Origin of the sequence: Desulfofundulus thermocisternus DSM 10259 (assembly GCF_000686645.1) — a bacterium.
GTDB lineage: Bacteria > Bacillota > Desulfotomaculia > Desulfotomaculales > Desulfovirgulaceae > Desulfofundulus > Desulfofundulus australicus.
On record NZ_JMLG01000005.1, the window covers coordinates 77,122 to 102,640 of the forward strand.

At 49.4% G+C, this 25,519-nt stretch carries 23 protein-coding genes, 1 tRNA gene, 2 pseudogenes and 2 riboswitches; of the genes and pseudogenes, 7 read left to right on the forward strand and 19 right to left on the reverse strand.

Features of this window, described 5'->3' with window-relative positions:
- Nucleotides 1–264: 264 nt before the first annotated feature.
- A tRNA-Pro gene (locus BR83_RS0106280) sits at nucleotides 265–342 on the reverse strand.
- Nucleotides 343–516: 174 nt separating this feature from the next.
- On the opposite strand from BR83_RS0106280, the gene BR83_RS0106285 reads away from it, so the two are divergent.
- Nucleotides 517–804, forward strand: a complete 288-nt coding sequence (locus BR83_RS0106285; RefSeq protein WP_027356360.1) for a DUF3795 domain-containing protein — start codon at nucleotides 517–519, stop codon at nucleotides 802–804.
- Nucleotides 805–854: 50 nt separating this feature from the next.
- On the opposite strand, the pseudogene BR83_RS17855 reads toward BR83_RS0106285, so the two are convergent.
- Together BR83_RS17855 and BR83_RS17860 are read right to left on the reverse strand one after the other, a co-directional pair.
- Nucleotides 855–1,421 (reverse strand): annotated as a pseudogene (locus BR83_RS17855) (anaerobic carbon-monoxide dehydrogenase catalytic subunit); the annotation flags it as partial.
- Nucleotides 1,364–1,807 carry a hypothetical protein gene (locus tag BR83_RS17860; protein WP_027356362.1) on the reverse strand — a complete coding sequence of 148 codons (444 nt, stop codon included), beginning with the start codon at nucleotides 1,805–1,807 and terminating at the stop codon, nucleotides 1,364–1,366. The pseudogene BR83_RS17855 and the gene BR83_RS17860, both read right to left, overlap by 58 nt.
- Nucleotides 1,808–1,902: 95 nt before the next feature.
- On the opposite strand from BR83_RS17860, the gene BR83_RS0106300 reads away from it, so the two are divergent.
- The 5 genes from BR83_RS0106300 (at nucleotide 1,903) to BR83_RS16675 (ending at nucleotide 5,699) form a co-directional block, all read left to right on the forward strand.
- The gene (locus tag BR83_RS0106300; RefSeq protein ID WP_027356363.1) at nucleotides 1,903–2,121 is read left to right on the forward strand and encodes a UxaA family hydrolase; all 219 of its coding nucleotides are present in this window, start codon (nucleotides 1,903–1,905) and stop codon (nucleotides 2,119–2,121) included.
- A gap of 131 nt (nucleotides 2,122–2,252) precedes the next feature.
- Nucleotides 2,253–2,960 carry an RNA polymerase sporulation sigma factor SigK gene (sigK, locus tag BR83_RS0106305; protein WP_034634637.1) on the forward strand — a complete coding sequence of 236 codons (708 nt, stop codon included), beginning with the start codon at nucleotides 2,253–2,255 and terminating at the stop codon, nucleotides 2,958–2,960.
- Between the two features lie 87 nt (nucleotides 2,961–3,047).
- Nucleotides 3,048–3,195, forward strand: a riboswitch (SAM riboswitch).
- 84 nt (nucleotides 3,196–3,279) lie between these two features.
- Nucleotides 3,280–4,476, forward strand: a complete 1,197-nt coding sequence (locus BR83_RS0106310; protein ID WP_027356365.1) for a homocysteine biosynthesis protein — start codon at nucleotides 3,280–3,282, stop codon at nucleotides 4,474–4,476.
- A gap of 21 nt (nucleotides 4,477–4,497) precedes the next feature.
- Nucleotides 4,498–4,899 carry an NIL domain-containing protein gene (locus BR83_RS0106315; protein WP_027356366.1) on the forward strand — a complete coding sequence of 134 codons (402 nt, stop codon included), beginning with the start codon at nucleotides 4,498–4,500 and terminating at the stop codon, nucleotides 4,897–4,899.
- 68 nt (nucleotides 4,900–4,967) lie between these two features.
- On the forward strand, nucleotides 4,968–5,699 hold the full coding sequence (locus tag BR83_RS16675) for a UPF0280 family protein (protein WP_084327083.1): 732 nt from the start codon (nucleotides 4,968–4,970) through the stop codon (nucleotides 5,697–5,699).
- Between the two features lie 72 nt (nucleotides 5,700–5,771).
- On the opposite strand, the pseudogene BR83_RS15235 reads toward BR83_RS16675, so the two are convergent.
- From BR83_RS15235 to trmL, 16 genes and pseudogenes are all read right to left on the reverse strand, one after another.
- Nucleotides 5,772–7,307: pseudogene (locus tag BR83_RS15235) on the reverse strand (AMP-binding protein); the annotation flags it as partial.
- Between the two features lie 170 nt (nucleotides 7,308–7,477).
- A complete protein-coding gene (locus BR83_RS0106330) occupies nucleotides 7,478–8,593 on the reverse strand; it encodes an HD-GYP domain-containing protein (protein WP_027356368.1) in 1,116 nt (371 codons plus the stop codon).
- A 98-nt stretch (nucleotides 8,594–8,691) separates the two neighbouring features.
- A complete protein-coding gene (locus BR83_RS0106335; RefSeq protein WP_027356369.1) occupies nucleotides 8,692–9,300 on the reverse strand; it encodes a DedA family protein in 609 nt (202 codons plus the stop codon).
- Between the two features lie 105 nt (nucleotides 9,301–9,405).
- Nucleotides 9,406–11,157 (reverse strand): pyruvate kinase, encoded by a 1,752-nt coding sequence (pyk, locus tag BR83_RS0106340; RefSeq protein ID WP_027356370.1) that lies wholly within the window; start codon nucleotides 11,155–11,157, stop codon nucleotides 9,406–9,408.
- Between the two features lie 13 nt (nucleotides 11,158–11,170).
- Complete coding sequence (gene pfkA, locus BR83_RS0106345) at nucleotides 11,171–12,133, reverse strand: 6-phosphofructokinase (protein WP_027356371.1); 963 nt, start codon at nucleotides 12,131–12,133, stop codon at nucleotides 11,171–11,173.
- A gap of 39 nt (nucleotides 12,134–12,172) precedes the next feature.
- Complete coding sequence (locus BR83_RS0106350) at nucleotides 12,173–13,138, reverse strand: acetyl-CoA carboxylase carboxyltransferase subunit alpha (protein WP_027356372.1); 966 nt, start codon at nucleotides 13,136–13,138, stop codon at nucleotides 12,173–12,175.
- 1 nt (nucleotide 13,139) lies between these two features.
- Entirely contained in the window at nucleotides 13,140–13,979 is an 840-nt protein-coding gene (gene accD, locus BR83_RS0106355; RefSeq protein ID WP_456072964.1) for an acetyl-CoA carboxylase, carboxyltransferase subunit beta, read from the reverse strand.
- A gap of 23 nt (nucleotides 13,980–14,002) precedes the next feature.
- Complete coding sequence (locus BR83_RS0106360) at nucleotides 14,003–14,194, reverse strand: putative signal transducing protein (RefSeq protein WP_027356374.1); 192 nt, start codon at nucleotides 14,192–14,194, stop codon at nucleotides 14,003–14,005.
- Nucleotides 14,195–14,286: 92 nt separating this feature from the next.
- Nucleotides 14,287–14,523 carry a trp RNA-binding attenuation protein MtrB gene (mtrB, locus tag BR83_RS0106365; protein WP_027356375.1) on the reverse strand — a complete coding sequence of 79 codons (237 nt, stop codon included), beginning with the start codon at nucleotides 14,521–14,523 and terminating at the stop codon, nucleotides 14,287–14,289.
- A 74-nt stretch (nucleotides 14,524–14,597) separates the two neighbouring features.
- A complete protein-coding gene (locus BR83_RS0106370) occupies nucleotides 14,598–17,996 on the reverse strand; it encodes a DNA polymerase III subunit alpha (RefSeq protein ID WP_027356376.1) in 3,399 nt (1,132 codons plus the stop codon).
- A 135-nt stretch (nucleotides 17,997–18,131) separates the two neighbouring features.
- Nucleotides 18,132–18,557 carry a Fur family transcriptional regulator gene (locus BR83_RS0106375; protein WP_027356377.1) on the reverse strand — a complete coding sequence of 142 codons (426 nt, stop codon included), beginning with the start codon at nucleotides 18,555–18,557 and terminating at the stop codon, nucleotides 18,132–18,134.
- Nucleotides 18,558–18,628: 71 nt separating this feature from the next.
- Complete coding sequence (locus tag BR83_RS0106380) at nucleotides 18,629–19,411, reverse strand: sulfide-dependent adenosine diphosphate thiazole synthase (RefSeq protein WP_242839637.1); 783 nt, start codon at nucleotides 19,409–19,411, stop codon at nucleotides 18,629–18,631.
- 91 nt (nucleotides 19,412–19,502) lie between these two features.
- Nucleotides 19,503–19,614, reverse strand: a riboswitch (TPP riboswitch).
- Between the two features lie 74 nt (nucleotides 19,615–19,688).
- Nucleotides 19,689–21,428 (reverse strand): sigma-54-dependent Fis family transcriptional regulator, encoded by a 1,740-nt coding sequence (locus tag BR83_RS0106385; protein ID WP_051617972.1) that lies wholly within the window; start codon nucleotides 21,426–21,428, stop codon nucleotides 19,689–19,691.
- An 88-nt stretch (nucleotides 21,429–21,516) separates the two neighbouring features.
- On the reverse strand, nucleotides 21,517–22,920 hold the full coding sequence (locus tag BR83_RS0106390) for a vWA domain-containing protein (RefSeq protein WP_027356380.1): 1,404 nt from the start codon (nucleotides 22,918–22,920) through the stop codon (nucleotides 21,517–21,519).
- Nucleotides 22,921–22,933: 13 nt separating this feature from the next.
- Nucleotides 22,934–23,863 carry an AAA family ATPase gene (locus tag BR83_RS0106395; protein WP_027356381.1) on the reverse strand — a complete coding sequence of 310 codons (930 nt, stop codon included), beginning with the start codon at nucleotides 23,861–23,863 and terminating at the stop codon, nucleotides 22,934–22,936.
- Between the two features lie 119 nt (nucleotides 23,864–23,982).
- Nucleotides 23,983–24,444 (reverse strand): tRNA (uridine(34)/cytosine(34)/5-carboxymethylaminomethyluridine(34)-2'-O)-methyltransferase TrmL, encoded by a 462-nt coding sequence (trmL, locus tag BR83_RS0106400; protein ID WP_027356382.1) that lies wholly within the window; start codon nucleotides 24,442–24,444, stop codon nucleotides 23,983–23,985.
- 382 nt (nucleotides 24,445–24,826) lie between these two features.
- On the opposite strand from trmL, the gene BR83_RS0106410 reads away from it, so the two are divergent.
- Complete coding sequence (locus tag BR83_RS0106410) at nucleotides 24,827–25,453, forward strand: acetate uptake transporter family protein (protein WP_027356383.1); 627 nt, start codon at nucleotides 24,827–24,829, stop codon at nucleotides 25,451–25,453.
- Nucleotides 25,454–25,519 lie beyond the last annotated feature (66 nt).

The window sequence follows — 25,519 nt, forward strand, 5'->3', positions numbered from 1 at the left end:
CTAAATCCCTTTAATTTCCTCTTGACATTACACCATGAGTCTGTGTTCAGGTGGCCTCCGCGGACATCCGGTCCGCGGCCCCGCCTCATCCCGTCGCCTCGGCCTGGCCCGGCGGCGCTCACTCCAGGTCGCTCCTCATTGTAAAACCGGGGCACATGGAGAGTTTTTCAACACTCTGAGGGTTCCTTATGGAACCCTATGCCGGCCTTTTCTCTATTAAAAAAATTAGAAAGCCTTGATTTTCAAGGCTTTCAGGGATTTTTCTGGTCGGAGCGACACGACTCGAACGTGCGACCTCTACCACCCCAAGGTAGCGCTCTAGCCAAACTGAGCTACGCCCCGACATTATCTTGCTGGCATTATTAATTTTACTGCACCCATAACCCAATGTCAAGGGGTTTAATGTTGCGGATAAAGCCAACCCATTGCAGGATCTCAAAAAGCATATCTATAAATAATATATTAACCAAAAATAAGACGTTTAACAATTCTATTTTGTAGTTGAGGAGGTTATTTATGGCTACCGGTCCCTGTGGTCTGGCCTGCGATGCCTGTGGCCTTTACAACCGGGGTAAATGTGCGTCCTGCGGTCCCGGCAATAGTATTGAAGCCCGCGCGAAGATCAATTTTCAAGAAAAACTGGGGTTTCGTTGTCCTGTTCTGGCCTGCGCTGTTTACCGGAGCATCGATTACTGTTCCCGGGATTGTCCCGAGTTTCCCTGTTCCCTATATGAGCGTGTTCCCTACCCGCTGAGCCTGAGTTTCCTGCAAATGTACAGGCGCCGCTCCGGTCTCCAGCAATAAAAACCCCCGGCCATGGGGCACGGCCAGGGGTGATGCGGTTTGGGTGCACTTTAAATTCCCAGGGCGGCGCGTTTTTTATTGATGTGCTCTTCAATACCATTGGCTGCCTGTACAGGGTCGTCTCCCAGGGCAACTTTGCCACCGGTAATACCTTCCAGATCTTCGGTCAGAAGCTTGACCAGGTCCGGACCTCCGGTTACCGGAGGAGTTGGTGAAAGATGGGTATATAATCCAAAGGCCAGGGCAAAAAGACCGTCAATGGTGGCTTTTTGTTCCAGGTATTGCGGGGCGGTAACGGCTACGGGCAGGGCACTGGTATCAACTCCCAGGTGATTGGCCACGGCAGTAACCAGCATGGAGATGCGCCCCGTGTCGGTACAGGTACCGAAGCTGAGCACCGGTGGGATATTCAAAGACCGACAGATTTCCCGTAATCCCTCACCGGCCTGTTCCGCCGCTTCCAGGTTGGCCAGGCCGGCTACTTCCAGGGCGTGATTACCGCAACCCCCGCTGACGATCAGGATATTACGCCGGATCAATTCTTTGGCCAACCCTACGGTCATGTAATCGTGGGGACCGGTGGAAATAGTGGTGCAGTTGACCAGGGCCACCACGCCATGGTAAAAGGCGTTTTTCCCTGCGCCGTAGCTTTTAGGGTGCGAAAGGCTTCGTAAGCGTGGTGGGTGTAGGTGGCCGTACCCATCACGTTGCGCAAAAGCATGTCCCGCATGGCCTTGGCGTTACGGTCGATACCGCATACCCCCAGGACGGCCCCCACATTATCCGAAATACGGCAGGGGCCGTTGGTGCAAAGCTGGCAGCTCACCCCGCCCAGGCAAAAATTACAGCGAATTTTCTCCTGGGGTTCAAAGCGGTCCCACACGTTGGTCAGACCGTCCCGGCGAATATGTTCGTACATTTCCTGGACCGAATCGTGCACGCTGACCCGGCCATTGAGCTGAAATCTTTCCCTTTTAGCCATTTTTCTTCCTTCCGGTAACATTTTTTTTAGTAATTCCCGGGAAAAGAAGGTGTATACGTGTTAGAGAAATAACTGGCGTCCAGGCCATTAGAGTATTAAACCCTAGGTTGTGTCCTGTGCCTACGGTTAAAATTTCTTCCAATTCAATCCTGTTCAACCGTAAAAGAAACTGGATTGACTTTGATGCCGGCCGCCTGTTGTCCGGCGCAACCCTGCCAGAACTGGCCCGGGAGCTGTGGCAGTACATCCTGGAAGTGGCCTCCGGACTCAAGACCAGGAACGAAATTAACGATTTCCGGGAGATTGCCATTTTCAAACAGGGAGTGACTCTGTAGATATCGTGACAAAATTTAAAAGAGCGGGCCTACCCGCTTTTTTTTACCCGGGAGAGTGAACTCAAGACCAGGAACCTTTTCTTGATTGCCCCCATAAAATATATTGCCTACTTTTTTGGGGGAGGGATACCATGGGGCCTGGTCTGATGGCAGTGGCAGTTTTGTCGTTAATTAACGGTCTGGTGATCCTTGTCTGCCACATAGCCGGGAATAGTTTTCCCAAACCGTTAAGTGAAGAGGAGGAAGCCCTGTATGTAGGAAAAATGTTAAGCGGGGATGAATCAGCCAGGCAGGTGTTGATCGAGCGCAACCTGCGGCTGGTAGCCCATATTATTAAAAAGTTTGATCATACGGGTGAAGACTTTGACGACCTGATTTCTATTGGTACCATTGGTTTAATTAAGGCCGTAGATACTTACAATCCAGAAAAATCTACGCGCCTGGCTACTTATGCTTCCCGCTGCATTGAAAATGAGATTCTCATGCATTTACGGGCCCGCAAGAGAATTCGGACGGAGCTCTCCCTTTATGATCCCATCGGCGTTGATAAAGAAGGTAACGAGATTAGCTTTATAGATGTGCTGGGAACCGATCCGGAAATTGTAAGCGATATCGTAGCCGGACAGATGGAACAGGATCGTCTCTGGAAACAACTCGAGCAATTATCGCCCCAGGAACGTAAGGTGCTGGTTCTGCGCTTCGGCTTGAAAGACGGTGCCCGCCGTACCCAGAGGGAAATCGCCCGGCGCCTGGGAATATCCCGTTCTTACGTTTCCCGTATAGAGAAACGAGCTCTCAGTCGTTTAACCCAGTACTTCGCCTGTGAAGCCGGACGTTAAAAAATTCAAGAATTAAAAATCGTTGACTTTTTCCTGGGTAGTTGTTAGAATATCTATCAGTTAAAAATAAAAAATAAATAGAGCGTGCTCTTATCCAGAGTGGTGGAGGGACTGGCCCAATGAAACCCGGCAACCGCCCTGGGTGAAGGTAAACCGCCAGGCCGCCAGCGGTATTTACCTTGGCCGAGGGAATGGTGCCAATTCCTGCAGAAGTTTATCTTCTGACAGATAAGAGGGTTCGTATTTATGAAGGCCTCTTCTGTTTAGAAGAGGCCTTCTAACGTCTGGAGTAGAGCACACAAGAAAGGGATGAGGTGGAATGAGCGAAAAAACTTATCAGGAAATCAATGCCCGCATAAAAAGTGGTAAGGCGGTGGTAGTAACAGCAGAAGAATTCATTGACATTGTCCGGGAGAAGGGGCTAACCAGAGCATCGCAGGAAGTGGATGTGGTAACCACCGGCACCTTTGCACCCATGTGCTCCTCCGGCGCTTTTCTTAATTTTGGCCACCCGGCCCCGCGTATCAAGATGTACCGGGTCTGGCTCAACAACGTACCGGCCTATACGGGCATTGCAGCAGTGGATGCTTATATTGGAGCTACTGAACTCCCTGAAGATGATCCCCTTAACAGTAATCATCCGGGAGAATTTCGCTATGGTGGCGGCCATGTGATTGAAGATCTGGTAGCAGGGAGGCCTGTACGCTTAAAAGCAATAGGTTACGGCACCGACTGTTACCCCCGGCGGGAGATTGAAACCACCATTACCATTCATGATATTAATGAAGCTATTTTATTTAATCCCCGTAATGCCTATCAAAATTATAATTGTGCAGTGAACCTGTCCAACCGCACCATATATACTTATATGGGGATTTTAAAACCCAATTTGGGCAACGCTCACTATTCCACATCCGGCCAGTTAAGCCCTTTACTCAAAGATCCTCATTTTAAAACTATTGGAATTGGTACACGTATTTTCCTGGGTGGCGGGATTGGATATGTGGCCTGGCACGGCACCCAGCACTTCCCGGCCATACAGACTGATCCCGACAGCGGCAGAGAACTGGGACCTGCCGGTGGCACCCTGGCGGTTATCGGGGATCTAAAGCAGATGAGCCCACGCTGGCTCATGGGCACCAGTTACCTGGGCTACGGAGCTACTTTAAGCGTGGGAATTGGCGTGCCCATCCCGATTTTAAACGAGGAAATTGCCCGTTATGCTGCTGCATCCGATGCTGAATTATATGCCCCCATTGTTGATTACGGCGAGGCTTATCCCAACCGGAAGCCGGGTAATCTGGGTTATGTCAGTTATGCCCAGCTCAAGTCGGGGAAGATTGTAGTGCAGGGCAAGGAAGTACCTACAGCACCGTTATCAAGTTATCCACGGGCCCGGGAAATAGCCGGTATTTTAAAGAAATGGATTCAAAATGGAGAATTTTATCTTGCCGAACCCGTACAATTACTACCTTCTCCTGCCGATGGTTTGACGGGAAAGGTTTTGAAAGGCTAAATATTGAGGAGGATAAAAGCCATGTCGCCCAGGAAAATAGTTTTACGCTTCGGTCCCGAGATCTCCGATAAGCCCATCATTTACCGGCTGGTTAAGGACTACGATCTGGTAATGAATATCTTAAAAGCCAATGTTAACCCTCAGAAGGAAGGTATTATGGTTCTGGAGTTAAGTGGGGACAATTATGAGCAGGGTCTGAATTATCTACGGGAACAAGGTGTAACTGTTCAGGCACTGACCCATGAGGTGGTGCGTAATGAACAGCGCTGCACCATGTGCGGTGCCTGTACCGCCATCTGCCCCACCGGTGCCCTGCACCTGCGAAGGCCGGAAATGGAAGTAGTTTTTGATGGAGATAGCTGTGTGGTCTGCCAGCTCTGCGTGAAAGCCTGTCCGGTCAGGGCCATGGAAGTTAAACTTTAAGGCTTAAGGAGAGTAAGTAAAGAACAGGTTATTGCGCTGCTACCTTTTTGAGGGAGGTAAAGGTGTACTTGGAACGCACCTATCGCTATCGCCACCGGCAGGAAGACCTGATCTATTTTCAGGTGGTGGTAGGAGAAACGGATCTGGATATAGGGGTGCGCAGGGAGCGCTTTTCTCCCGAACTGGTGGAAAAGGTAACGCAAATAGTACGGCAATGCCGGGTTCCCCTGGAAGAATACATAAAGAGGGACCCGGCATTCCTTAAAGCTCACAGTCCTTATGATATATTGCCCGATGCCCCTCCTATTGTAAAGGAAATGGCTGAAGCGGCCAGGATAGCCGGCGTTGGTCCTATGGCCGCTGTGGCAGGAGCCATTGCTGGAAGAGTGGGCAGAGTTCTAACTCGCTTCAGCCGCGATGTTATAGTAGAAAACGGAGGGGACATTTACCTGCGCAGTACCCGGCTCCGGCGGATTGGCATTTACGCCGGAGATTCACCTTTCTCTCACCGCCTGGCGTTAGAAGTACGCCCTCCGGATACGCCCCTGGGTATATGCACTTCCTCTGGAACGGTAGGGCACTCTTTGAGTTATGGTATTGCCGATGCGGTAGTTATCCTTTCTCCCAGCCCGGCTCTCGCTGATGCTGTAGCCACGGCAGCAGGAAACCTGGTTAAAGATCCAGGTATGGTCGAACAGGCGGTAAATTTTGCAGCCAGCATCCCTGGGGTTACCGGAGCTCTGGTTATTTGCCGGGACAGAATGGCCGCGTGGGGCCGCCTGAAGCTGGTACCATCCTGAATTATACGTGCTTAAAAGGCGGTTTTGATATTCTTTTTCCCTTAACCGGTTCTTCATAATTTTGCCAGTGGGAGTTCGAGGTAACTCGCCAAATTCGATAACCCTGGGCAACTTAAAATGGGCAATGCGTTCCCGGCAGAAGTTTAAGATTTCCTCAGCAGTCAGGTTGCTACCCGGTTTGGGAACGATAAAAGCCTTGGGTACTTCTCCCCACTCGGGGTCAGGAACGCCTATGACGGCTACCTCCAGTACATCCGGATGCTCATAAATGCAGTTCTCCACTTCCACCGTGGAAATATTTTCACCGCCACTGACTATGATGTCCTTCAAGCGATCTTTTATTTCAATAAAGCCATTGGGATGCATCACAGCCAGGTCTCCACTATGAAACCAGCCGCCGCGGAAGGCTTTCTGGGTTTCTTCCGGTTGCTTATAGTAACCCAGCATGACGTTATTGCCGCGCATAATTAACTCTCCCATCGTCTTTCCATCAGCAGGTACATCGATCATCTGTCCGGGTTCAACGACACGCACAAAACCGGAATGGATGCAGGCTACTCCCTGGTGAACATTAACCGCTTTTTCACTTGCACCCGGTTGTTCCCAGGATGCTAACCATTGAGAAATGGAATGATGACCGTATACTTCCGCCAGCCCGTAGATAGTGGTTACCTTCGCTCCAATTTCCTCTAAACTTTTTATAGCAGATGGAGGCAAAGGAGCTCTGGCTATGATGTTGAGATCTGCCTTTTTTAATTTATAATCTTTTCCCTTGAGATAACCGGCCAGGGAGTACATCAATACCGGGGTGACACAAAGATGAGTGACCCCCTCCCTTTCAATAATGTGGTATATGTTACCGGGATCTGCCCGGCGCAGGCATATGTGGGTCCCACCCACTGCCGTAACACTCCAGGTAAAACACCAACCGTTACACTGGAACATGGGCAATGTCCACAGGTATACTGAATCGGAACTCATTTTGTGTTCCAAAGCTTCCCCGAGGGCAGTCAAGTATGCCCCCCGGTGGTGGTACATAGCACCCCGGGGTAGGCCAGCAGGACCGCTGGTGTAGTTAATGGCAATGACCTCCATTTCATCCTCAATGGCATTGGGAAAAGGTTCCGGGGAGCCAGTGGCCAGGAATTCTTCGTACTCGGGCCCGTCCAGGGGACGATGACTGCTGGCATCACAGATATTAACAAATAATCTGATACCGGACAGCTCTTTAAGGATAGCGGCAATTAGAGGTGCATATTCATTATCTACAAAAAGAGCCTTGCTATCGGAATGATTGATAATGTAGCCGATTTCCCGGGGAGATAGCTGTGTATTTATGTTAACCAGGGCTGCCCCCAGCATAGGGACCCCAAAATGGGCTTCCAGCATGGGTGGAATATTGGGACATAAAAAGGCTACTTTATCTCCCCTTTTAATACCGGCCTTTTTTAACGCACTGGCCAGGCGGTTAATGCGGCGGCAAAATTCACTGTAGGTATATCGCCTTTCATTATAAATCACCGCTGTTTTATTCCGGTAAACAAGGGCATTGCGCCTTAGAAAACTTAATGGAGTAAGTGGCTCGTAAAAAACTGAACGCAGTGACATAACGCGCTCCCCCCTTAGCGGATTAACCGGAAAACGGGATTAATTTTGCACGAAGTTTTAATCTTGCGTATTATTATTGAATTTTTTGAATTAATATTTTATTAATTCTCCCTTTCCTCCCTCTTCCCTGCTGTGACCCTGAGCGTTCGCTGCCCGCCGAAAGATTTACGTTAACTCATACTCTTAACAGCTTCAGGAAACGCCTCCCAGTAATCCTGAATCACTTCTACTATCGTAAGCTGGCGTTGTTCGGCCAGCTTTATTTCGTAAGGTCTGGCCAGAGGCTGCCTGGAAGGAGAAAATAAAACCAGAACGCGGGGATATAGGGAAAAACCCCGCTCGGTTTCCAGTACCACACCAATTTCACCGCTGGATAACCGCACCAGGCTGCCCGCTGGATAGGCAGCTACATTACTCAGAAAAGCCTGTACGATATCAAAATCAAATAGATAATTACCGGAGCCGGCAATCATTTCATAAACTTCATGTACTGGATAGGCCGGACGGTAAACCCGGTCAGCAGTCAGAGCGTCATACATATCTACAAGGCCGGTAATCTGGGCAAATTCATGAATTTCCGCCCCCTTGAGCCCCAGGGGATAACCCTGACCGTTATGGCGTTCATGGTGCTGCATGGCTACGATCTGGCACAGGAGGTTGGCTCCGGGGTCCTGCTGCAGGATTTCGGCACCGTAAATACAGTGTTTTTTGATGAGCTGGAATTCTTCACTGGTCAGTGGCCCGGGTTTGTTTAAAATTTCAAGGGGAATGCGCGTTTTGCCAATGTCGTGCAGCAAAGCCGCCATGCCAAGGTGAAACAGCTTGGTGCGGCTGTAGCCGAGGGTTATGCCCGTAATTACTGCCAGGACACAGACGTTAACCGAATGACCGAATGTATACTCATCAAGGCTCCGGATATCCACCAGGTTGACCATCAATGAGCGCCGGCTGAGCAATTCGTCAATGATCTCGTTTACGGTGCTGATCATATCCTTTACACCAATTAACGCCCGGCTCGGACCGGTGCTCTGTTGAGTCTTGGAAAGGAGCAGGGCCTTGACTTTGGCTATGGCCTGAGCCCGCGTCTCTTCGGAAATAACGTCCTCAACTTCCACACCTGGAAAATCATCTATGTATACAGCCGGAATGCCCAGCATTTTTAACCTGGCAATAAATCTCTCGGTAAGTATAGTTCCCGCCTGGAGCAATACCTGCCCCGATGCATTATAAACTGCCCGGCCGACCCTTGAACCCGGACGCAGTAAAGCTGTAGGGACTTTGCGCATATCTTACATCCTTTATTATTACTGAATACTTTTGATCTATAAAATTTTAATTTCGACGAAAACTAAGATTTTTCCTATGGCAGCATGTAATAAATTTTTTATATTTTGCGCGGTGCCTTTTGTTTGATCTTTTGTTTGATAATGATATAAAGCAGGCAGATAACCAGAGCTCCTGCGGCCAGTAGAGGTAGTCGGGATTGGATTAGAGAAAATATTGATTCCCAGTGGTGTCCAAAGAAGATACCGATGCCCAGGTTAAACGAAACCCAGCTCAAAGCAAAGAGGAAGTTGTAAAATAAAAATTGCAGAAAAGGTAAGCGGCTGATACCGGCCAGGTAGGGAGTTAGATTGCTGATCATGGGTACAAAGCGACCGAAAATGATGAAAGCAGGCGCCGAACGATATACCCAGTTGCGCGCCTGATCAAATTTATCCGGGGTAACCAGCAAATACTTACCATACCGGAGAAAAAAGGGCTCACCAATACAACGGCCAATGGTGTAAGCCACCGTGGCACCCACGTTAAAACCCAGTACGGCCGCTGCCAGTATATGAAAAAGGTCAAGCTTGCCCTGGTTTACCAGAATACCGGCCAGGAGAGTCATCAGGCCTCCGGGAAAGGGAATACCCAGTGCTTCCACAATTAACCCCAGGAACAACCCGCCTGCCCCCAGAGCGCCCAGATAATCCAGGACCCAGTCTTTCATTAAATTCACCCTCCCGGGCTTTAACATTCCCGAAAAGGGTGCGTTATATAGTAGGCAGAGCAGCCCCAGATTTGCCCTGCGCATCATCTAAACGGACCTGATAACTCATAACACCCTGGCAGTACCCCGGTATACCAGACCGCGTTGACCATCCACCGTTACCGTTTCTCCATCAGTAAGGATGGAGGTAGCCGCATCTACCCCTACAATTACCGGAATACCAAATTCCATGCCGACAATGGCCCCATGGGAAGTCAGGCCACCTGTTTCGGTAATCAGGGCAGCCGCCTTTTCTATGGCCGGAACAAAATCCTTATCTGTAAAGGGAGTAACCAGAATATCACCCGGTTCAACCTTTTCCAGGGCATCTTTTAAAGTGCGGCAGATGCGCACACGCCCGGTTACCGCCCGTGTACCGATACCCTGACCCCGGGCCAGGATATCGCCAACGGTATGTACCTTTAACAGGTTGGTGGTACCGTGGACACCTGCAGGAACACCGGCGGTAATAACCACCAGGTCCCCCGGTTTAATGAGATTTGCCGCCAGGGATGCTTCAATGGCTGATGCAATCATGCTGTCGGTATCCTGGGTACGTCCTACCAGCAGGGGTTGCACGCCCCAGACCAGAGCCAGCTTGCGCAATACCCGGGCTACCGGCGTCACGGCTATGATTGGTGAGCGGGGGCGGTATTTGCTTACCATTTTAGCCGTATAGCCCGTTTCTGTGGAAGTAATAATAGCAGCGGCTCCCAGATCCTGGGCAGTGGTACAGGTGGCATGACTGATGGCATCGGTAACAGTGTGAGCCAGCGCCCGGGCCCGCCTTTGAAGAATATCTTCATAGGGCAGGGATTGTTCCACCCGGCTGGCAATGCGGGCCATTGTTTTTACCGCTTCTACTGGATAATGCCCTGCAGCTGTTTCTCCCGAGAGCATAATGGCATCGGTACCATCCAGAATGGCGTTGGCCACATCGCTGGCTTCTGCCCGGGTGGGGCGGGGATTGTGGATCATGGATTCGAGCATCTGGGTGGCAGTAATAACCGGTTTCCCGGCCAGGTTACATTTTTCAATTATGGCTTTTTGTATTAGCGGTACTTCCTCCACAGGAAGGCCAACTCCCAGATCGCCCCGGGCTACCATAATACCATCGGCCACCCTTATAATCTCGTCCAGGTTTTCCACGCCTTCCCTGGTTTCTATTTTGGCAATAACATCCACATCCGCCCCCTGTTCCTCAAGGATACGGCGGATGGCCAGTACATCTTGAGCCCGGCGGATAAAAGAAGCGGCAATAAAGTCCACTTCCTGCTCAATGCCGAATTTGATATCGCGGATATCCTGTTCGGTAATGGCAGGCAGGTTTACCGGAACTCCAGGAAGGTTCACGCCCTTCTGGCTGGTCAACTCACCCCCATGAACCACTTCACACTCCACTTCGTGGTCATTGACTCCAGTTACCCGTAATTCTATTAAACCATCGGCAATCAAAACGGTATTTCCCGGAACCAGATCACGGGGTAATCCAGGGTAGTTGACAGGCAATCGCTCCGGAGTTCCTTTCACATCCTCGGTGGTAAGAATTACCCGCTGCCCGGCCTTTAGCACTACGGGTTCCTTTTCAAGGTAGCCGAGGCGAATTTCTGGTCCCTTTGTATCCAGCAAAATGGCGATATTCTTACCCACTCTGCCGGCAGCTTCCCGTATGTTGGCGATGCGCCGGGCATGGTCCTCGTGGGTCCCGTGGGAGAAATTAAGCCGGGCAATATTCATGCCTGCCCTCATCATTTCCATGAGGGTTTCAACCTGTTCGCAGGCCGGACCGATGGTACAAATAATTTTGGTTTTTCTCAAGGGCTGTTCCTCCTTAAATGGCTAAAATGCCTGCCAGCCGGTAAACATCCAGGTCAACGGTTTTTCTCTGGCCCAGCACCCGGTCCAAATCGGTTTCCACAATTTTCCCTGCGGCCATACCGACCATTTTACAGGTCGCCCCCTGCATGAGTAATTCCACAGCCCGGGCACCTAGCTGGCTGGCCAGAATCCGGTCAAAAGCAGTAGGGGTCCCCCCCCGCTGCAGGTGGCCCAGAATGGTGACTTTGGTATCAAAACCGGTACGTTCTTTAATCTGTTTACCTATCTCCAGACCGCTGCCAGCTCCTTCAGCTACGACAATAATGCTGTGCAGTTTTCCTCGCCGGTAACCTTTGTACAATTTGTGACAAATTTCCTCGATGCTGAAAGGATACTCGGGGATGAGAATGGATTCGGCTCCCCCGGCCAGGCCGGCGGCAATGGCCAGAAAACCGGTATCACGTCCCATAACTTCCACAATAAAGGTACGTTCATGGGATGTGGCCGTATCGCGGATTTTGTTAATGGCATCAACCGCAGTATTTACGGCAGTATCAAAACCTATAGAGTAATCCGTACCGCTGATATCGTTATCAATGGTTCCAGGAATGGCTACTACCGGGAGCCCGTACTCCCGGTGGAAAATACTTGCTCCTGTAAAGGATCCATCACCACCAATGACCACCAAACCCTCCAGACCAAAGCGCTCAACATTTTCCCATGCCTTAGCTCGACCCGCGGGTGTTTTAAATTGCTCGGAACGGGCGGTATGTAAAATAGTTCCTCCCCGGTGAATGATATCGGCTACCGATCCCAGCCGCATGGGTTCCATATCGCCCTCAATGAAACCGTTAAAACCCCTTTTAATACCGATTACTTCCAGCCCGTGATAAATTGCTTTGCGGACCACCGCCCGGATGGCCGCATTCATTCCCGGCGAATCACCGCCGCTGGTCAAAATGCCTATTCTTTGCAAATAAAATTCCTCCCTGGCTTATCGGGTGAAGTATCATTATTAAGTTACGTCATTGCCAGGTAAATATTCAGGACCAATACGCCTGAATCGTTCAAAACGCCTTCTTAAAAGCTCCTCCACCGAGTATCCCACCAGCTCTTCCAGATGATGGGCAATAGCTTCACCAACCAGCCGGGCAGCTTCATTTTTATCCCGGTGAGCACCACCCAGGGGTTCTGGAATAACCCCATCTATAAGCTGGTAAGCATAAAGTTCCTGGGCGGTAATTTTCATAATTCCGGCAGCATCCTGGCAGCGGGTTGCATCTTTCCACAAAATAGATGCATAAGCTTCCGGGGAAATAACGGAAAAAACAGCATATTCCTGCATCAGGATCCGGTCACCTGAAGCCAGAGCCAGGGCTCCGCCACTGCCTCCTTCTCCAAGAATCACCGAGATCACCGGCACGCGCAGGGTGAGCATACCGGTAATACAGCAGGATATGGCATGAGCCTGTCCCCTTTCTTCCGCTCCCATACCGGGATAAGCGCCCGGGGTATCGATAAAAGCCAGCACAGGGCGCTTGAATTTTTCTGCCTGTCGCATAAGCCGCAGGGCTTTACGGTAACCTTCGGGGTGAGCCATGCCGAAATTGCGGGCCAGGTTTTCCTTCGTATCATGACCTTTCATATGACCAATTACAGTTACCGCTCTTCCACGAAACCGGGCTATACCTCCTACTATGGCCGGATCATCGCCGAAGTACCTGTCCCCGTGAAATTCAATAAAATCGGTACACAGCAGCTTGATATAATCCAGAGTGTTGGGGCGCCCTGGATGGCGGGCAATAAGCACCTTTTGCCAGGGGGAAAGCTGACTGAAAATGGCCTCTTTCAACTCTTTAGATTTTTTTTTCAGATTCTCAATTTCTTTACTCAGGTCAATGCCTTTTTCACCGGCAAAGCGCTGAAGCTCTGCTATTTTTTCTTCCAGTTCAACTATGGGACGTTCAAAATCGTAAACCATCTTAATCGCTCCGGTGTAAATCTAAAATCTGGGCCAGAGTTTTTTTCAATTGCGCCCGGGGAATAACCGCATCAACGAAACCATGCTGCCGCAGGAATTCTGCACTTTGAAATCCCTCGGGCAATTTCTGGCGGATTGTTTGTTCAATTACCCTGGGGCCCGCAAACCCAATCAGCGCCCCCGGTTCAGCCAGTATGATATCCCCGGCAAAGGCAAAGCTGGCGCTAACCCCTCCCGTTGTCGGGTCAGTTAGTACGGATATATACAGCAATCCTGCAGAGGAAAAAAAGGATAGTGCCGCGCATGTTCTGGTCATCTGCATTAACGAGAGAATTCCCTCCTGCATGCGTGCACCACCGGATGCTGAAAAAATGATAAGGGGCAGTCGCTTTTCCCGGGCGCGTTCAATGGCCCGGGTAATCTTTTCCCCCACCACCGTACCCATACTGGCCATCATAAAGCGGGTATCCATTACAGCTATAGCCACGCGATGCCCGGCAATATCACCCTCCCCGGTTACTACTGCTTCTTTCAGCCCGCTCTCCTGTTGTGCCCTGGCCAGTTTTTCACCGTATTCAGGGTTTTGGAAAGGATTTACCGGCCCCATATCCCCGTCCCATTCAATAAAGGTACCTTCATCAATGGTAATTTTCAATCTTTCCCGGGCGGAGAGGCGAAAGTGGTAGCCACACCTGGCACAGACTTTTAATTGCTTTGCCAGCTCCCCTGAATACTGGATTTCATGACAGCGGGGACATTTAACCCACAGGCCATCGGGTATATCCCGGGTTACGGGATTAACCGTTGCATAACGCTGCCGCTGCTTTTTAAAAATATCCAGCATCTCGACTCCCCTGTTATTTTTTAAATTGAATTTATTACTTCCAGTGCTTCATCAACTTCGGCTTCCGGTACCAGGATTTCCACCGAACAATTACACCCACAATGGGATGGCGAAAGTTCCCGCAGTTTTACCAGTATACCTTCACTGGTAAGAATTTCTTTAATCCTGGTTGCTTCTTTTTTATTTGGAGCAATATACACTACCGTCCACAAGGTTCCCACCCCCGGGGCCCGGTTTTATTTTTTAAAATTAACTATAACAATAAGTATATCCAGAGTAATAACCCTGGATACTGTTTTTAGCTTTAAAGCAAATCATCATTGCGCATAACACCATACTTGGTTAGCAATTCGACCTTGCCGCGGATTTTAATCGCCGAAGTATGTTCAGTAAACTGGGCAATCATGATTTCGCCCTTATCCAGCTTCTCTGAATGGTGAAAACGGGTATCCTTGCCACGGGTAAGGCCAATAATAGTTACCCCGTTCTCCAGTGCTTTTACTGCTACATAATCGGCGTTAATTTCCCAGCTTTCAGGCATGGAGGTACCTCCTTTTCAGGCAAAATGCCGCTTTCAGCAGTTACATCATAGCATACCGCCGGAGCTTTGACAAGCTACCTGCCAGGCGTTTCCTTTACTCTCACGTTCTCCGGGCCCAACAGGGCGGCCAGTTCAGTGACCACAGGTGATGACAGGTCAGTCCAGTAGTTCTGTGATGCCCTGGCCAGCTTTTTTTCCAGGGGGAAGTACAGGTAAACCGGTGCGGAACCCGGGTAGCTGCGCAGGATCATCTGCACCCGCTTAATCAGCTGGGGTGTGGTTTCCCTGAACTGTAAATACAGGCTCGACCCGGATTTTTTCTGAAGCGGTAAAACTTCCTCGGCAATGATTTTCAGCGCCTCACCGTTAGAACTCAGTTGACCCTTAATCAACAAAACCTTATCGGGGCTGATGAGTTTGGCGTACTGCTGGTAGACACGCGGGAAGAAGACCACTTCTATATTTCCGGTAAGATCCTCCAGAGTACCAAAAGCCATCGGTTCTCCCCGTCGGGTATTGATGCGTTTTAAGGCTGTAAGCATGCCGCCAACCGTAACCCCGGCAGGTTCACCTTCTTTAAGTTCTGCCACCGTGGCCGTAGTTTCTTCCACCAGCGCCTGGCGGTATTCTTCCAGCGGGTGGCCACTAATATAAAGTCCCAGAGCTTCCTTTTCCAGGGCCAGCATTTCAGCACGGGAGTATTTTTGTACCCGGGGAAGGGGAAGCTCTTCTTCTGTTTCCTGCCAGAACTGCTCAAAAGTTAACTGCCCGTTCTGCCGTTGCTGCTGTGATTGCTGGGCCAGAGAAAGCCCCAGCTCAATACCTGCCATCAACTGTGCCCGGTGGTGGCCCAGGGAATCTAGAGCACCGCTTTTAATAAGATTTTCCAGTACCCGCCGGTTGATGACCCGTGTATCCAGGCGCCGGCAGAAATCGGCAAAGCTTTTAAAAGGTCCCTTTTCTTCCCGGGATTTAATAATAGCCTGTACAGCTCCCTCGCCCACGTTTTTAATGGCTGCCAGTCCGAAACGGATTTTACCTTCGATAACAGTGAAGCTTTCCCGGCTTTCATTAACATCCGGGGGCAGCACCTCCAGCCCCATGCGCCGGCATTCCTCTACATAAGCCGCCACTTTATCCGTGTTATCCCGCACCGAGGTCAACAGTGCCGCCATATACTGGGCCGGATAATTAGCCTTCAGGTAAGCAGTCTGGTAGGCTACCAGGGCATAAGCAGCGCTATGGCTTTTATTAAAACCATAGCCAGCAAAATATTCCATTAGATCAAAAATTTGCCCTGCAATCTGGGGATCAACACCGTTTTTTACGGCTCCCTCAATAAACTGGTTCCTCAATCCGGCAATAATCTCCGGTTTCTTTTTACCCATAGCCCTGCGTAAAAGATCGGCTTCACCCAGGGTAAAGCCTGCCAGGTCGCTGGCTATACGCATAACCTGTTCTTGATAGAGAATAACCCCGTAAGTATCTTTCAGTATGGGTTCCAGCCTGGGGTCCAGGTAAGTAACTTTCTTTTCTCCATGTTTACTTTTGATGAAATCCTCTACCATGCCGCTGCCTAAAGGGCCGGGCCGGTAGAGGGCTACCAGGGCCACAATATCTTCAAAGACTTCCGGGCGCAGTTCTTTTAACAGGGCCCGCATACCGCTGGATTCCAGCTGAAAAACACCGCTCCCTTCACCCCTGCACAGGAGAGCGAAAGTTTTCGGGTCATCCAGAGGTATTTCATCAATATTAATTTCCGGTCCACCGCTTTCCCGGATAAGCCTTATAGTATCGGCAATAACGGTAAGGGTCCGCAAACCCAGGAGATCCATTTTCAGCAGGCCCAATTCTTCAACCTGGTCTTTGGCAAATTGTGTGGTTAACGGACCGTCGGCTGCTTTATAAAGGGGCAGGTAATGAATTAATGGTTCCCTGGTAATTACCACTCCGGCGGCATGGGTGGAAGCATGCCTGGGCATACCTTCAAGAAGGGCAGCAGTATCAATAAGTTTTTTTACCTGTGGATCCCGGTCGTAGAGTTCCTTCAGCTCGCTGGATTCATTTAAGGCCCGCTCGATGGTTATGTGTAGCTCTGCAGGTACCAGTTTGGCTATTTTATCAACTTCTCCATAGGGCATGTTCAGTGCACGGCCAACGTCCCTGATGGCTGCCCGGGCGGCCATGGTACCAAAGGTGGCTATTTGAGCTACTTTATCAGCCCCATATTTCCTGATCAGGTAATTAATTACTTCTCCCCTGCGTTCAAAACATAAGTCAACATCCACGTCAGGCATGGAAACGCGTTCCGGGTTTAAAAAACGTTCAAAAAGCAGGCCATATTTTAAGGGATCGAGGTTGGTAATTCCCAGCACATAGGCTACCAGGCTGCCGGCTGCAGAACCCCGGCCCGGACCCACCGGAATACCGTTCTGCCGGGCATAATGAATAAAATCCCATACAATAAGAAAATAGGCGGAATAGCCCATCTGCCGGATAACTTTCAGTTCGTATTCCAGGCGCTGTTTTACGGGTTCGGTGACTTCCCCATAACGGCGGCGTACTCCCTCCCAGCAGAGCTGTTCCAGGTAACTGTCCACAGTATGACCCGGGGGAACTTCGTAATAGGGCAGGTGTATCTGTCCGAAACTCAGCTCTACATTGCAGCGTTCAGCAATAAAATTGGTATTTTCCATGGCCTCTTTCAGCTCTCCAAATAAAAAGGCCATTTCTTCTTCACTTTTCAAATACAGCTCCTGGGAGTCAAACTTCATCCTGCCGGGATCGTCCACACTTTTGCCAGTTTGAATACAGAGCAGGATGTCCTGCATTTCAGCGTGCTCTTTTTTCACATAATGCACGTCATTGGTTACTACCAGAGGTATATTCATTTCCCTGTGCAGGCGAAGCAGTTCCTGGTTGACCCTGCGCTGTTCAGGAAGACCGTGATCCTGCAACTCTAAAAAGAAGTTTCCGCGCCCGAAAATATCCTGGTAAGTGGCAGCGGCTTCTACAGCTTTTTCTTTTTTTCCGGCCAGGAGGTTTTCAGTAACCTCACCGGCAAGGCATCCACTTAAAGCTATTAATCCCTTGCTGTAACGGGACAGTGTATCTTTATCTATCCTTGGCTTATAATAAAACCCTTCCGTAAAAGCCAGGGACACCACTTGCAGAAGGTTGCGGTATCCGTCCTGGTTTTCGGCCAGCAACACCAGGTGGTAGAGATGGTCGTCCACCCTGGGTGTACGATCCTTCATGGTGCGGGGTGCCACATAAACTTCACAGCCCAGAATAGGCTTAACCCCATGTTCTTGGCAGGCCTTATAAAAATCGACCACCCCAAACATGACACCATGATCTGTAATGGCCAGGGAACTCATGCCCAGCTCCCGGGCACGCGTCACGACTTCTTTTATCCGGGCAGCACCATCCAGCAGGCTGTATTCGGTATGCACATGCAGGTGTGTGAACATATTTTTAACACCCCTGAATCCTGGCTTTATCTTTTTCATTCGTTTAAATTTATAATAAATCCTGCCCCAAAGAGACAGAAAAAGGGGGTAGCCCGCTCAGGCCCCCCTCTGGTTGCCAGACATGATGGTTTCGGTTTATACCTCATCCGGCTGCTGTTTTTCTTCTTCAGATTGCTTTGCCTGGCATTCACGGCAATACCCGTAAAATTCCAGCCGGTGGCGCGTAACCTGCATACCCGTAAGGCTGCTCACTTTCTCCTCCAGATTATTCATCAGTGGGAGATCAAGATCGAAAATACGCCCGCACCCATCACAGACAAAATGGTAATGATTTTGAGGATTACCATCGAAACGGCTGAATGTACTGCCATAATTAAGTTCCATAATTTCTCCAGCCTGTTTGAGGTTATTTAAATTGCGATAAATCGTACCCAGACTGATGTCCGGGATCTGCTTGCGGGCCTGTTCATAAATCCAATCGGCTGTGGGGTGAGTGTTGGTGTTACGCAGGATTTCCAGGATCAACTTTTTTTGCTTGGTCATACGCCTGGGCTTAATCACAACAGCTCACCCCCTCTATTTAATAACAGCTACTTTTATAGCTTTAATATATATCCTTTTCTTTTTTTATGTCAAGTTTTATCTCCCTCGAGAATAATCCTGGCCGCTCGCTGTCCGGACAGGAGCATTCCACCAAACACGGGTCCCATACGGTGGCCACCGCAAACCGCGTTGGCTGCCATGCCTGCAACTATCAGCCCGGGGTAAATTTCACGGGTATTGGCAACGGTAGCCATTTCACCACGTGCAGCCCACATGGGTTTCTCTCCTTCCAGCGTACCGGTTGTGGTTTTTAAAACCGCTCCCATTTTTTTAACTACCATGCCGGCCACCTGAGCATCGTGCCCGGTGCAGTCGATAACATAGGAAGATTGTACCGTCAGAGGATCCACATGCAGGCGACCCAGGTCAACAGGGGTCCAGTTAACGACCAGCCCGGCAACGCGGTTATCCCTTACCATAATGTCTTCTACAGAAATTAAATTAAAGATTTTTGCACCGGCCCGTACTGCACCCAGGGTCAGGGCGGCAACTGCTTCTACGGAACTGGCCGTATAATATCCTTCTTCAAATACCCTGTAAGAGATTTTAAATTCCTCGAGCAGGGGCAGAGCTTCATCCTGAATCACAATCTGATTGAACATCATTCCTCCACCCCACATGCCGCCACCGATACTCAGCTTACGCTCAAAAAGAACTACTTTCTTGTTGGCCCGGGCCAGGTAATAAGCAGCCACCAGCCCTGAGGGACCTCCACCCACCACCGCAACATCAGACTCCAGGGCTTCCAGCAATTCCTCCTGGTATCTCGAAATTATAGCTTTGGAAATAACCACATCTTCAAGGTGCATCATAAACACAACACTCCTTAAACCTGGTCTCATCTGCCATTATATAGCCCGATTAAATAAAACAGCGCACCCACGGAAAGGATGCGCCATTACAGGAATACCAACAGGCTTTTTCCCTTCGCGGGCATTACCCCGAGCAGGTTTAGCGGGTCAGGTGCTCACTAGCCCTTTCTCAGCCCCTAACAGGAGCTCCCCGTTGTCAAATATACATTTTCATGGCAGCTGCCAGAACTATAGCCATATAATTCGACAACTTAAAGGAATTTCCTTCTCCAGTTTTTCATTTAATCCCGTACTGTTTCATCTTTTTGTATAACCAGGCCCTGGATATACCGAGATTCCTGGCTGCCTGCATTTTATTACCGCCAGCTGCAGCCAGGGCCTCCAGGAGGGCCTCTTTTTCTACTTCACGCAATAATGTAGCCAGCGTGTGGTTGAACAGGTTTCTCTTTTTGCCCTGGCTTGCCTGCTGAAGGTAAGGCGGCAAATGTTTAAGTTCTATAGTATTTCCGTCCACGAGGTTAAAGGCCCTCTCCAGTACGTTTTCCAGTTCCCGTACATTACCCGGCCAGTGGTAATTGCAGAATACCTCCAGAACTTCCGGCGATACATCCTGCACAATAACACCAAACTCACAATTAAATTTTTGGATAAAATGATTAACCAGCAGGGGAATATCATCAATCCTTTCCCGCAGGGGTGGAATATAAATGGAAACCACGTTCAAACGGTAGTAAAGGTCTTCCCGGAAGCGTCCCTGCCTGATGAGTTCCTCCAGATCGCGGTTGGTAGCTGCCACCACCCTCACATCCACGGGGCGGGGACGGCTGTCTCCCAGGCGTTCTATCTCCTTCTCCTGCAGGACACGCAATATTTTGGCCTGCATGGGCAGGGGCATATCTCCAATCTCATCCAGGAAAATAGTTCCCCCGTTGGCCAGTTCGAACTTGCCGACCTGCCCGCCTTTCCGGGCTCCAGTAAAAGCGCCTTCCTGATAACCAAAAAGTTCCGATTCCAGAAGGTTTTCAGGTACAGCCGCACAGTTAACTTTAATAAAGGGTCCTTTATGACGGGGAGAATTGGCATGAAGGGCATGGGCCACCAGTTCTTTACCCGTGCCACTTTCTCCACGAATTAATACAGTAGAAGGTCCTTGAGCCACCCGGCTTACGGTTTCCCTGAGCCGGGTAATAACTTTACTATTACCAATCAAGCTATCCACAGTATAACGTACGCTGTGACTGTCGCCAAACGTTGTGGTATGGCAGGGGAAAGTTCGTCTCTGGGAACTGATATTTTCTGCCAGGGCCAGCAGCTGTTCCACATCCTGAAAAATAACTTTGCTCACCGCACCCACCAGCCTGCCCTGGTTATAAAGGGGCATACGCATGACCACCGTTTCCCTGCCCTGGATACGAACCAGTTCCCCGTACTGGAATCTACCGGTCCAGAGAATTTGGGGCAGGCGTTTATCGTGGACTATATCACGAATATGCCGTCCGACAGCTGAATCGATGCTAACGCCCAGCAGCTCAGCCATGGGCTGGTTGAGCATTAATATACGGCCCTCATTGGTGATGGCGAGATAGCCCTCCCGGGTGCTGTGGAAGATACTTTCCAATAAGTCATTTATTTCTTTGACCTCTTTGAGCTCCTGGGCAAGATGTTGTAATTCCGTGATTTCCTGGGCCACGCCAATGGCACCAACTATGGTATTATTGCGAATAATAGGCGTACGGTTAACTACGTAAAGGGCATTACCGACTACAAATTTACGCCCGATGTGCGGCTTTCCCGTTTGCAGCACCTTGGGGAGCCCGGTAAAAGGAATAACCTCCCTGATGTGACGTCCCAGGGCTTTTTCGGCTGGATAATTGAAAACCCGTTCACTGGTGGGGTTGAAAATAATCACCCGCCCCTGATAATCTACAGCAACCACCAGGTTATATACGGAATTAAAAATTGATAATTCATCAGCTAAAAAACTCCTCTCCAGCTTATTAATTTTATTAAGTGCCAAAATCCTGCACCTCCCCCACCTGTAACCGGGATTATATTATAAATATAAATTTTTAACTGTTCTATAAACAAATTCAATCTACCGGTTCTTACTTTAATAACTGCTGGTGCAGAATTGACTCCAGCTGATGCAGGGAATAACACTCAAACATACGTACATGGGGCATAAAAACTTCTACACCCGGCAGGTTGGACCATTGCCTGGCAGGGACGGGATTTAACCACAGGATATCCCGTACTTTTTCCCGTAAAGCAGCCAGTTCACGGGCTGCTTCCCGGGGGGTAATGGTCTTGGTATCACTAACGATAATTACCAGGGTGTCAGCAGTCAGCAGGTGGTGCCACTGAATATGAAAAGTTTTTAAAGCTGTATTAAAATCCGTTGTCTTCCCCCACTGCTGGCTGGCATTTATAAGGTCCGTCATTACCGTCACAAAATCCTCATTTTTCCGGAAATGAGGGGTAATTCGTTCCATGTCTTCGGAAAAAACAAAACTTTCTATATATTGTACTGCATTACTTAAACCGTAAATGAACTGGAGTATGAACCGGGCGTAACGGGCCATGGAAGCAGATACGTCACAAATCAGTATTAACCTGAGCTTATGCCGTCGCCGGGACCTGTAACATAATTTAAGAGGAGAACCACCGTAGGCGATATTACGACGTATCGTCCTCCGCATATCCAGCTTTTGCCTGCGGTTGCTCTGCCGGTAACGGCGGGAAAGCCGGTTGGCCAGCTGCCTGGACAAGCGTTCCAGGGTTAAGGTATACTTTTCCACCTCAGCAAGGCCTATATGTTGCATGTCCTGGTAAAGCAACTGATCATCAGGGTCCCGGTAAAAATCGGCGGCTACTCCGGAAATGACATCATCCAATTCCGTTTCCCCGGTAAGCTCTGCCTCCAGCTGCCTCCTGGCTTCTTCCCCCTGTGTTTTCAGCAGGTAATAGCGCCAGTAATTAAGTGCTGACTGCATGACCCGGGCGATCAGCTCTCCCGGGTTATTCACAGGATTACCCCGCATCCGGCTGATAAATTCCGTTAAACGCTTTTGTTCTTGAAGGGGCATCCGTACAAAAGTTTGAATATCCTCCTGGTTAAATTTAATTTCCATGGACCAGGGAGAAAGAACCTGCTCCAGTTTTTCCCTGGCCTCTGCCAGGCGTTGCCTCTCCATTTCTTCCTGTTGTCTTCTCAACAGGTATTGTTGCTCTTTATCTTCCGGAGGAACAAAGAAACGCTCAAAAGCCAGGTCAAAAATCTGGCGGTCAGGAGCTTTTTTAACCATCACCGCTCGCAGGGCGGCTTTTACCTTTTCCCTGGATTTTATGTCAACCAGCGTTAAAGCACGGTAGGCATCCAGTGTCTCGGCCATACTCACCCGCATTCCCAGATGGCGCAAAATATGAGTAAAGCGCGCCAGGTTATGGTGCAGGGTGTTCTCGCCCTTTTCTTCACGGCCTGCCACCCCGGTAACCGGATTGATACCCATCCTGTTCCCTCCGCTAACGGTGATGGTGAATGCACTGACAGCAGGTTCCTTCATCACCCTTTGTACCCAGGCTTTTTTCCACCAGCCCCCTTAACCCTATCTCTCTCTTTAACATCTCCTGATCATCACGATTCTTCAGGAGCAGATTTAAAGTCTGCCCAACAATTTCGGGGGTCAGGGCGTCAGCATGCATGGCCACCAGGGCACGGGTCCAGTCCAGGGTTTCAGCAATGGATGGTTTCTTTTTTAAATTCAACTGCGAGCGAATGAAATTCACCGCCTGGACCACCTGGTACACCAGTTCCTTACGGGCCTGGGGTACTTTAACCTGTAAAATGCGTGCTTCCTTTTCCACTGTGGGATAATCAATGTACAGGTAAATACACCGCCGCTTCAACCCGTCGGATAATTCTCTTTCACCATTGCTGGTTAAAACTACCGCCGGTATCTGCCTGGCTTTGATAGTACCCAGTTCCGGTATGGATACCTGAAAATCGGACAGGAGTTCAAATAGAAAGGCTTCAAATTCCGGGTCGGTTTTATCAATTTCGTCAATTAATAAAACAACTCGCTTGTCTGCCCGGATGGCTTTTAAAAGCGGCCTTTCCAGAAGGTATTCCATATCAAAAAGATCCTTTTCCAGGGCAGAGGGTTCACAGGTACCCCGGGCAATTTCAATTTTCAGCAACTGCCGCTGGTAGTTCCACTCGTAAAGGGCACGGTTTTCGTCTAACCCTTCGTAACACTGCAGCCGGATTAAGTCCGTATTCAAAGCTCCAGCAAGGGCTTTGGCCACCTCAGTTTTTCCCACGCCGGGAGCCCCCTCAACCAGCAGGGGCTTGGCCAGTTTTAAAGACAGGTAAAGGGTGATCACCAGATCTTGATCGCATATATAACCCTGGGTTTCCAGCCTTTCTTGAAGGCTTTCTATGGTTAAATCCATAAGCTTCTCCCTTCTTCAAATCGTTAAACCAGGTGTAAACAATAGTATTCGTTCCGGGGAAAATAAAATCCTTCAGAAATTTTTTAGAAATTACATAATTTTCGCGAATGGAGCACCGTTTACCTGAGGCCGGGAAATCCTTGCTGGCGCAAGGCCTCATACAGGACCAGGGCTACAGAATTGGCCAGATTTAAAGAACGGGTAGAACCTTCCCGCATGGGAATACGCAGGGTAAATTCCCGGTTGGCAGAAATTAAATCAGCAGGCAATCCCCTGGTTTCCTTACCGAACACCAGAAAATCATCCGGTCCATATTTTACTTCATTATAAAAGCGTATGCCGCGGGTAGTCAAAAAATAAAAGCGATTCCGGGGGTATATGCGGCGAACTTCTTCGAAAGAATCGTGATAATGTATCTCCACCAGGTACCAGTAGTCCAACCCGGCCCTTTTGAGATGCCTGTCATCAGTGGAAAAGCCCAGCGGACGAACCAGGTGGAGGATGGTACCGGTGGCTGCGCAGGTACGGGCAATGTTACCGGTATTGGCAGGAATTTCGGGTTCAACCAGAACAACATGCACTGGAATCGGCTCCTTCAAATTTAAGTATTCAATTTAAATATACTTCTTATAGTTTACCTTTCCCCGGTGTTTCTGAAAAACTCCAGTTGTGTTTATAAAACTTGACATGTGCCGTTCTATAGCCATCATTTCCGGAAAACATTAAATCCCTCCCTGCCACTTGTGTTTTTATTTAAGCCATTCCCGTCAAAATATAACCATTTATCTGAATGCAAAGAATTTTGCCATCATTATTGCAATAATCTCTGGCAGTAGCATTTTTATTGCAGAAACGTGGGAGGAGGTGAAATTAGAGTTTTAAGAAAAAGAAATCGCAAGGTATTTAGAACATTATTTCTGTTGCTTTGTACCCCAACACAAATTACCCGGAGGAGGAAGGTAAATGTCGGCAAAAGGACACGATTGGGCCAATCCTGGCCCTGCCGGGCTGGTTGCCCTGGCCATGGCCTGTTTCACTTTCTATGCGGTTTTTACCGGTAAAGTTGACCACAGCGCAACCCCCCTGCTGGGAATCTGGCTTTTGGGAGGATTTGTCATTCAACTCTGTGTGGGATTAATCGAGTTAAAGGAAGGTAATACCACCGGTGGCAACGTTTTCACCTTTTTCTCTGCCTTTTTCATGCTGGTTACCGGCCTGGAACTAATTTTTAAGTTCTTCGCTGCTGTTAACGGCTGGAAAATTGATGCCCGCATCGATGGCTGGGCCTGGCTTGCCCTGGGTATTGCCTTACTCACCTGGACACCCGCATACTTTAAATCGCCTCTTACTTTGATGGCAGTGGTACTGGCTCTAGATCCTGCCATATTCATCATTGCCCTGGCTGACATGGGCGTCATTTCCAGAACTTTACTGCCCCTTGCAGGTAATTTATTGTTGCTGGCAGGTATATTTGGTCTTTATACAGCTATGGCTGTAATTTTAAATACCGCTTATGGACGCGCAGTGGTTCCTTTCCCCGGGCCAATTATAAAACCCGTACAACTGCCGGCATCAAGCCAGCAACATTAAACGAGTTATGCCCTATAAGACTCCCGCTTTTTGAGCGGGAGTTTTTGTCTGGCCATGCACCATGAC

What these genes read in the sequence shown, in the direction of transcription:
- BR83_RS0106310 (WP_027356365.1), top strand. Translation starts at nt 3,280, where the DNA reads ATGAGCGAAAAAACTTATCAGGAAATCAATGCCCGCATAAAAAGTGGT.
- BR83_RS0106370 (WP_027356376.1), bottom strand. Translation starts at nt 17,996, where the DNA reads ATGTTCACACACCTGCATGTGCATACCGAATACAGCCTGCTGGATGGT.
- BR83_RS0106410 (WP_027356383.1), top strand. Translation starts at nt 24,827, where the DNA reads ATGTCGGCAAAAGGACACGATTGGGCCAATCCTGGCCCTGCCGGGCTG.
- BR83_RS0106350 (WP_027356372.1), bottom strand. Translation starts at nt 13,138, where the DNA reads ATGGTTTACGATTTTGAACGTCCCATAGTTGAACTGGAAGAAAAAATA.
- sigK (WP_034634637.1), top strand. Translation starts at nt 2,253, where the DNA reads ATGGGGCCTGGTCTGATGGCAGTGGCAGTTTTGTCGTTAATTAACGGT.
- BR83_RS17860 (WP_027356362.1), bottom strand. Translation starts at nt 1,807, where the DNA reads ATGTTACCGGAAGGAAGAAAAATGGCTAAAAGGGAAAGATTTCAGCTC.
- BR83_RS0106335 (WP_027356369.1), bottom strand. Translation starts at nt 9,300, where the DNA reads ATGAAAGACTGGGTCCTGGATTATCTGGGCGCTCTGGGGGCAGGCGGG.
- BR83_RS0106395 (WP_027356381.1), bottom strand. Translation starts at nt 23,863, where the DNA reads ATGGATTTAACCATAGAAAGCCTTCAAGAAAGGCTGGAAACCCAGGGT.
- mtrB (WP_027356375.1), bottom strand. Translation starts at nt 14,523, where the DNA reads ATGCCTGAAAGCTGGGAAATTAACGCCGATTATGTAGCAGTAAAAGCA.
- BR83_RS0106380 (WP_242839637.1), bottom strand. Translation starts at nt 19,411, where the DNA reads ATGATGCACCTTGAAGATGTGGTTATTTCCAAAGCTATAATTTCGAGA.
- BR83_RS0106390 (WP_027356380.1), bottom strand. Translation starts at nt 22,920, where the DNA reads ATGGGTATCAATCCGGTTACCGGGGTGGCAGGCCGTGAAGAAAAGGGC.
- BR83_RS0106315 (WP_027356366.1), top strand. Translation starts at nt 4,498, where the DNA reads ATGTCGCCCAGGAAAATAGTTTTACGCTTCGGTCCCGAGATCTCCGAT.
- BR83_RS0106285 (WP_027356360.1), top strand. Translation starts at nt 517, where the DNA reads ATGGCTACCGGTCCCTGTGGTCTGGCCTGCGATGCCTGTGGCCTTTAC.
- BR83_RS0106330 (WP_027356368.1), bottom strand. Translation starts at nt 8,593, where the DNA reads ATGCGCAAAGTCCCTACAGCTTTACTGCGTCCGGGTTCAAGGGTCGGC.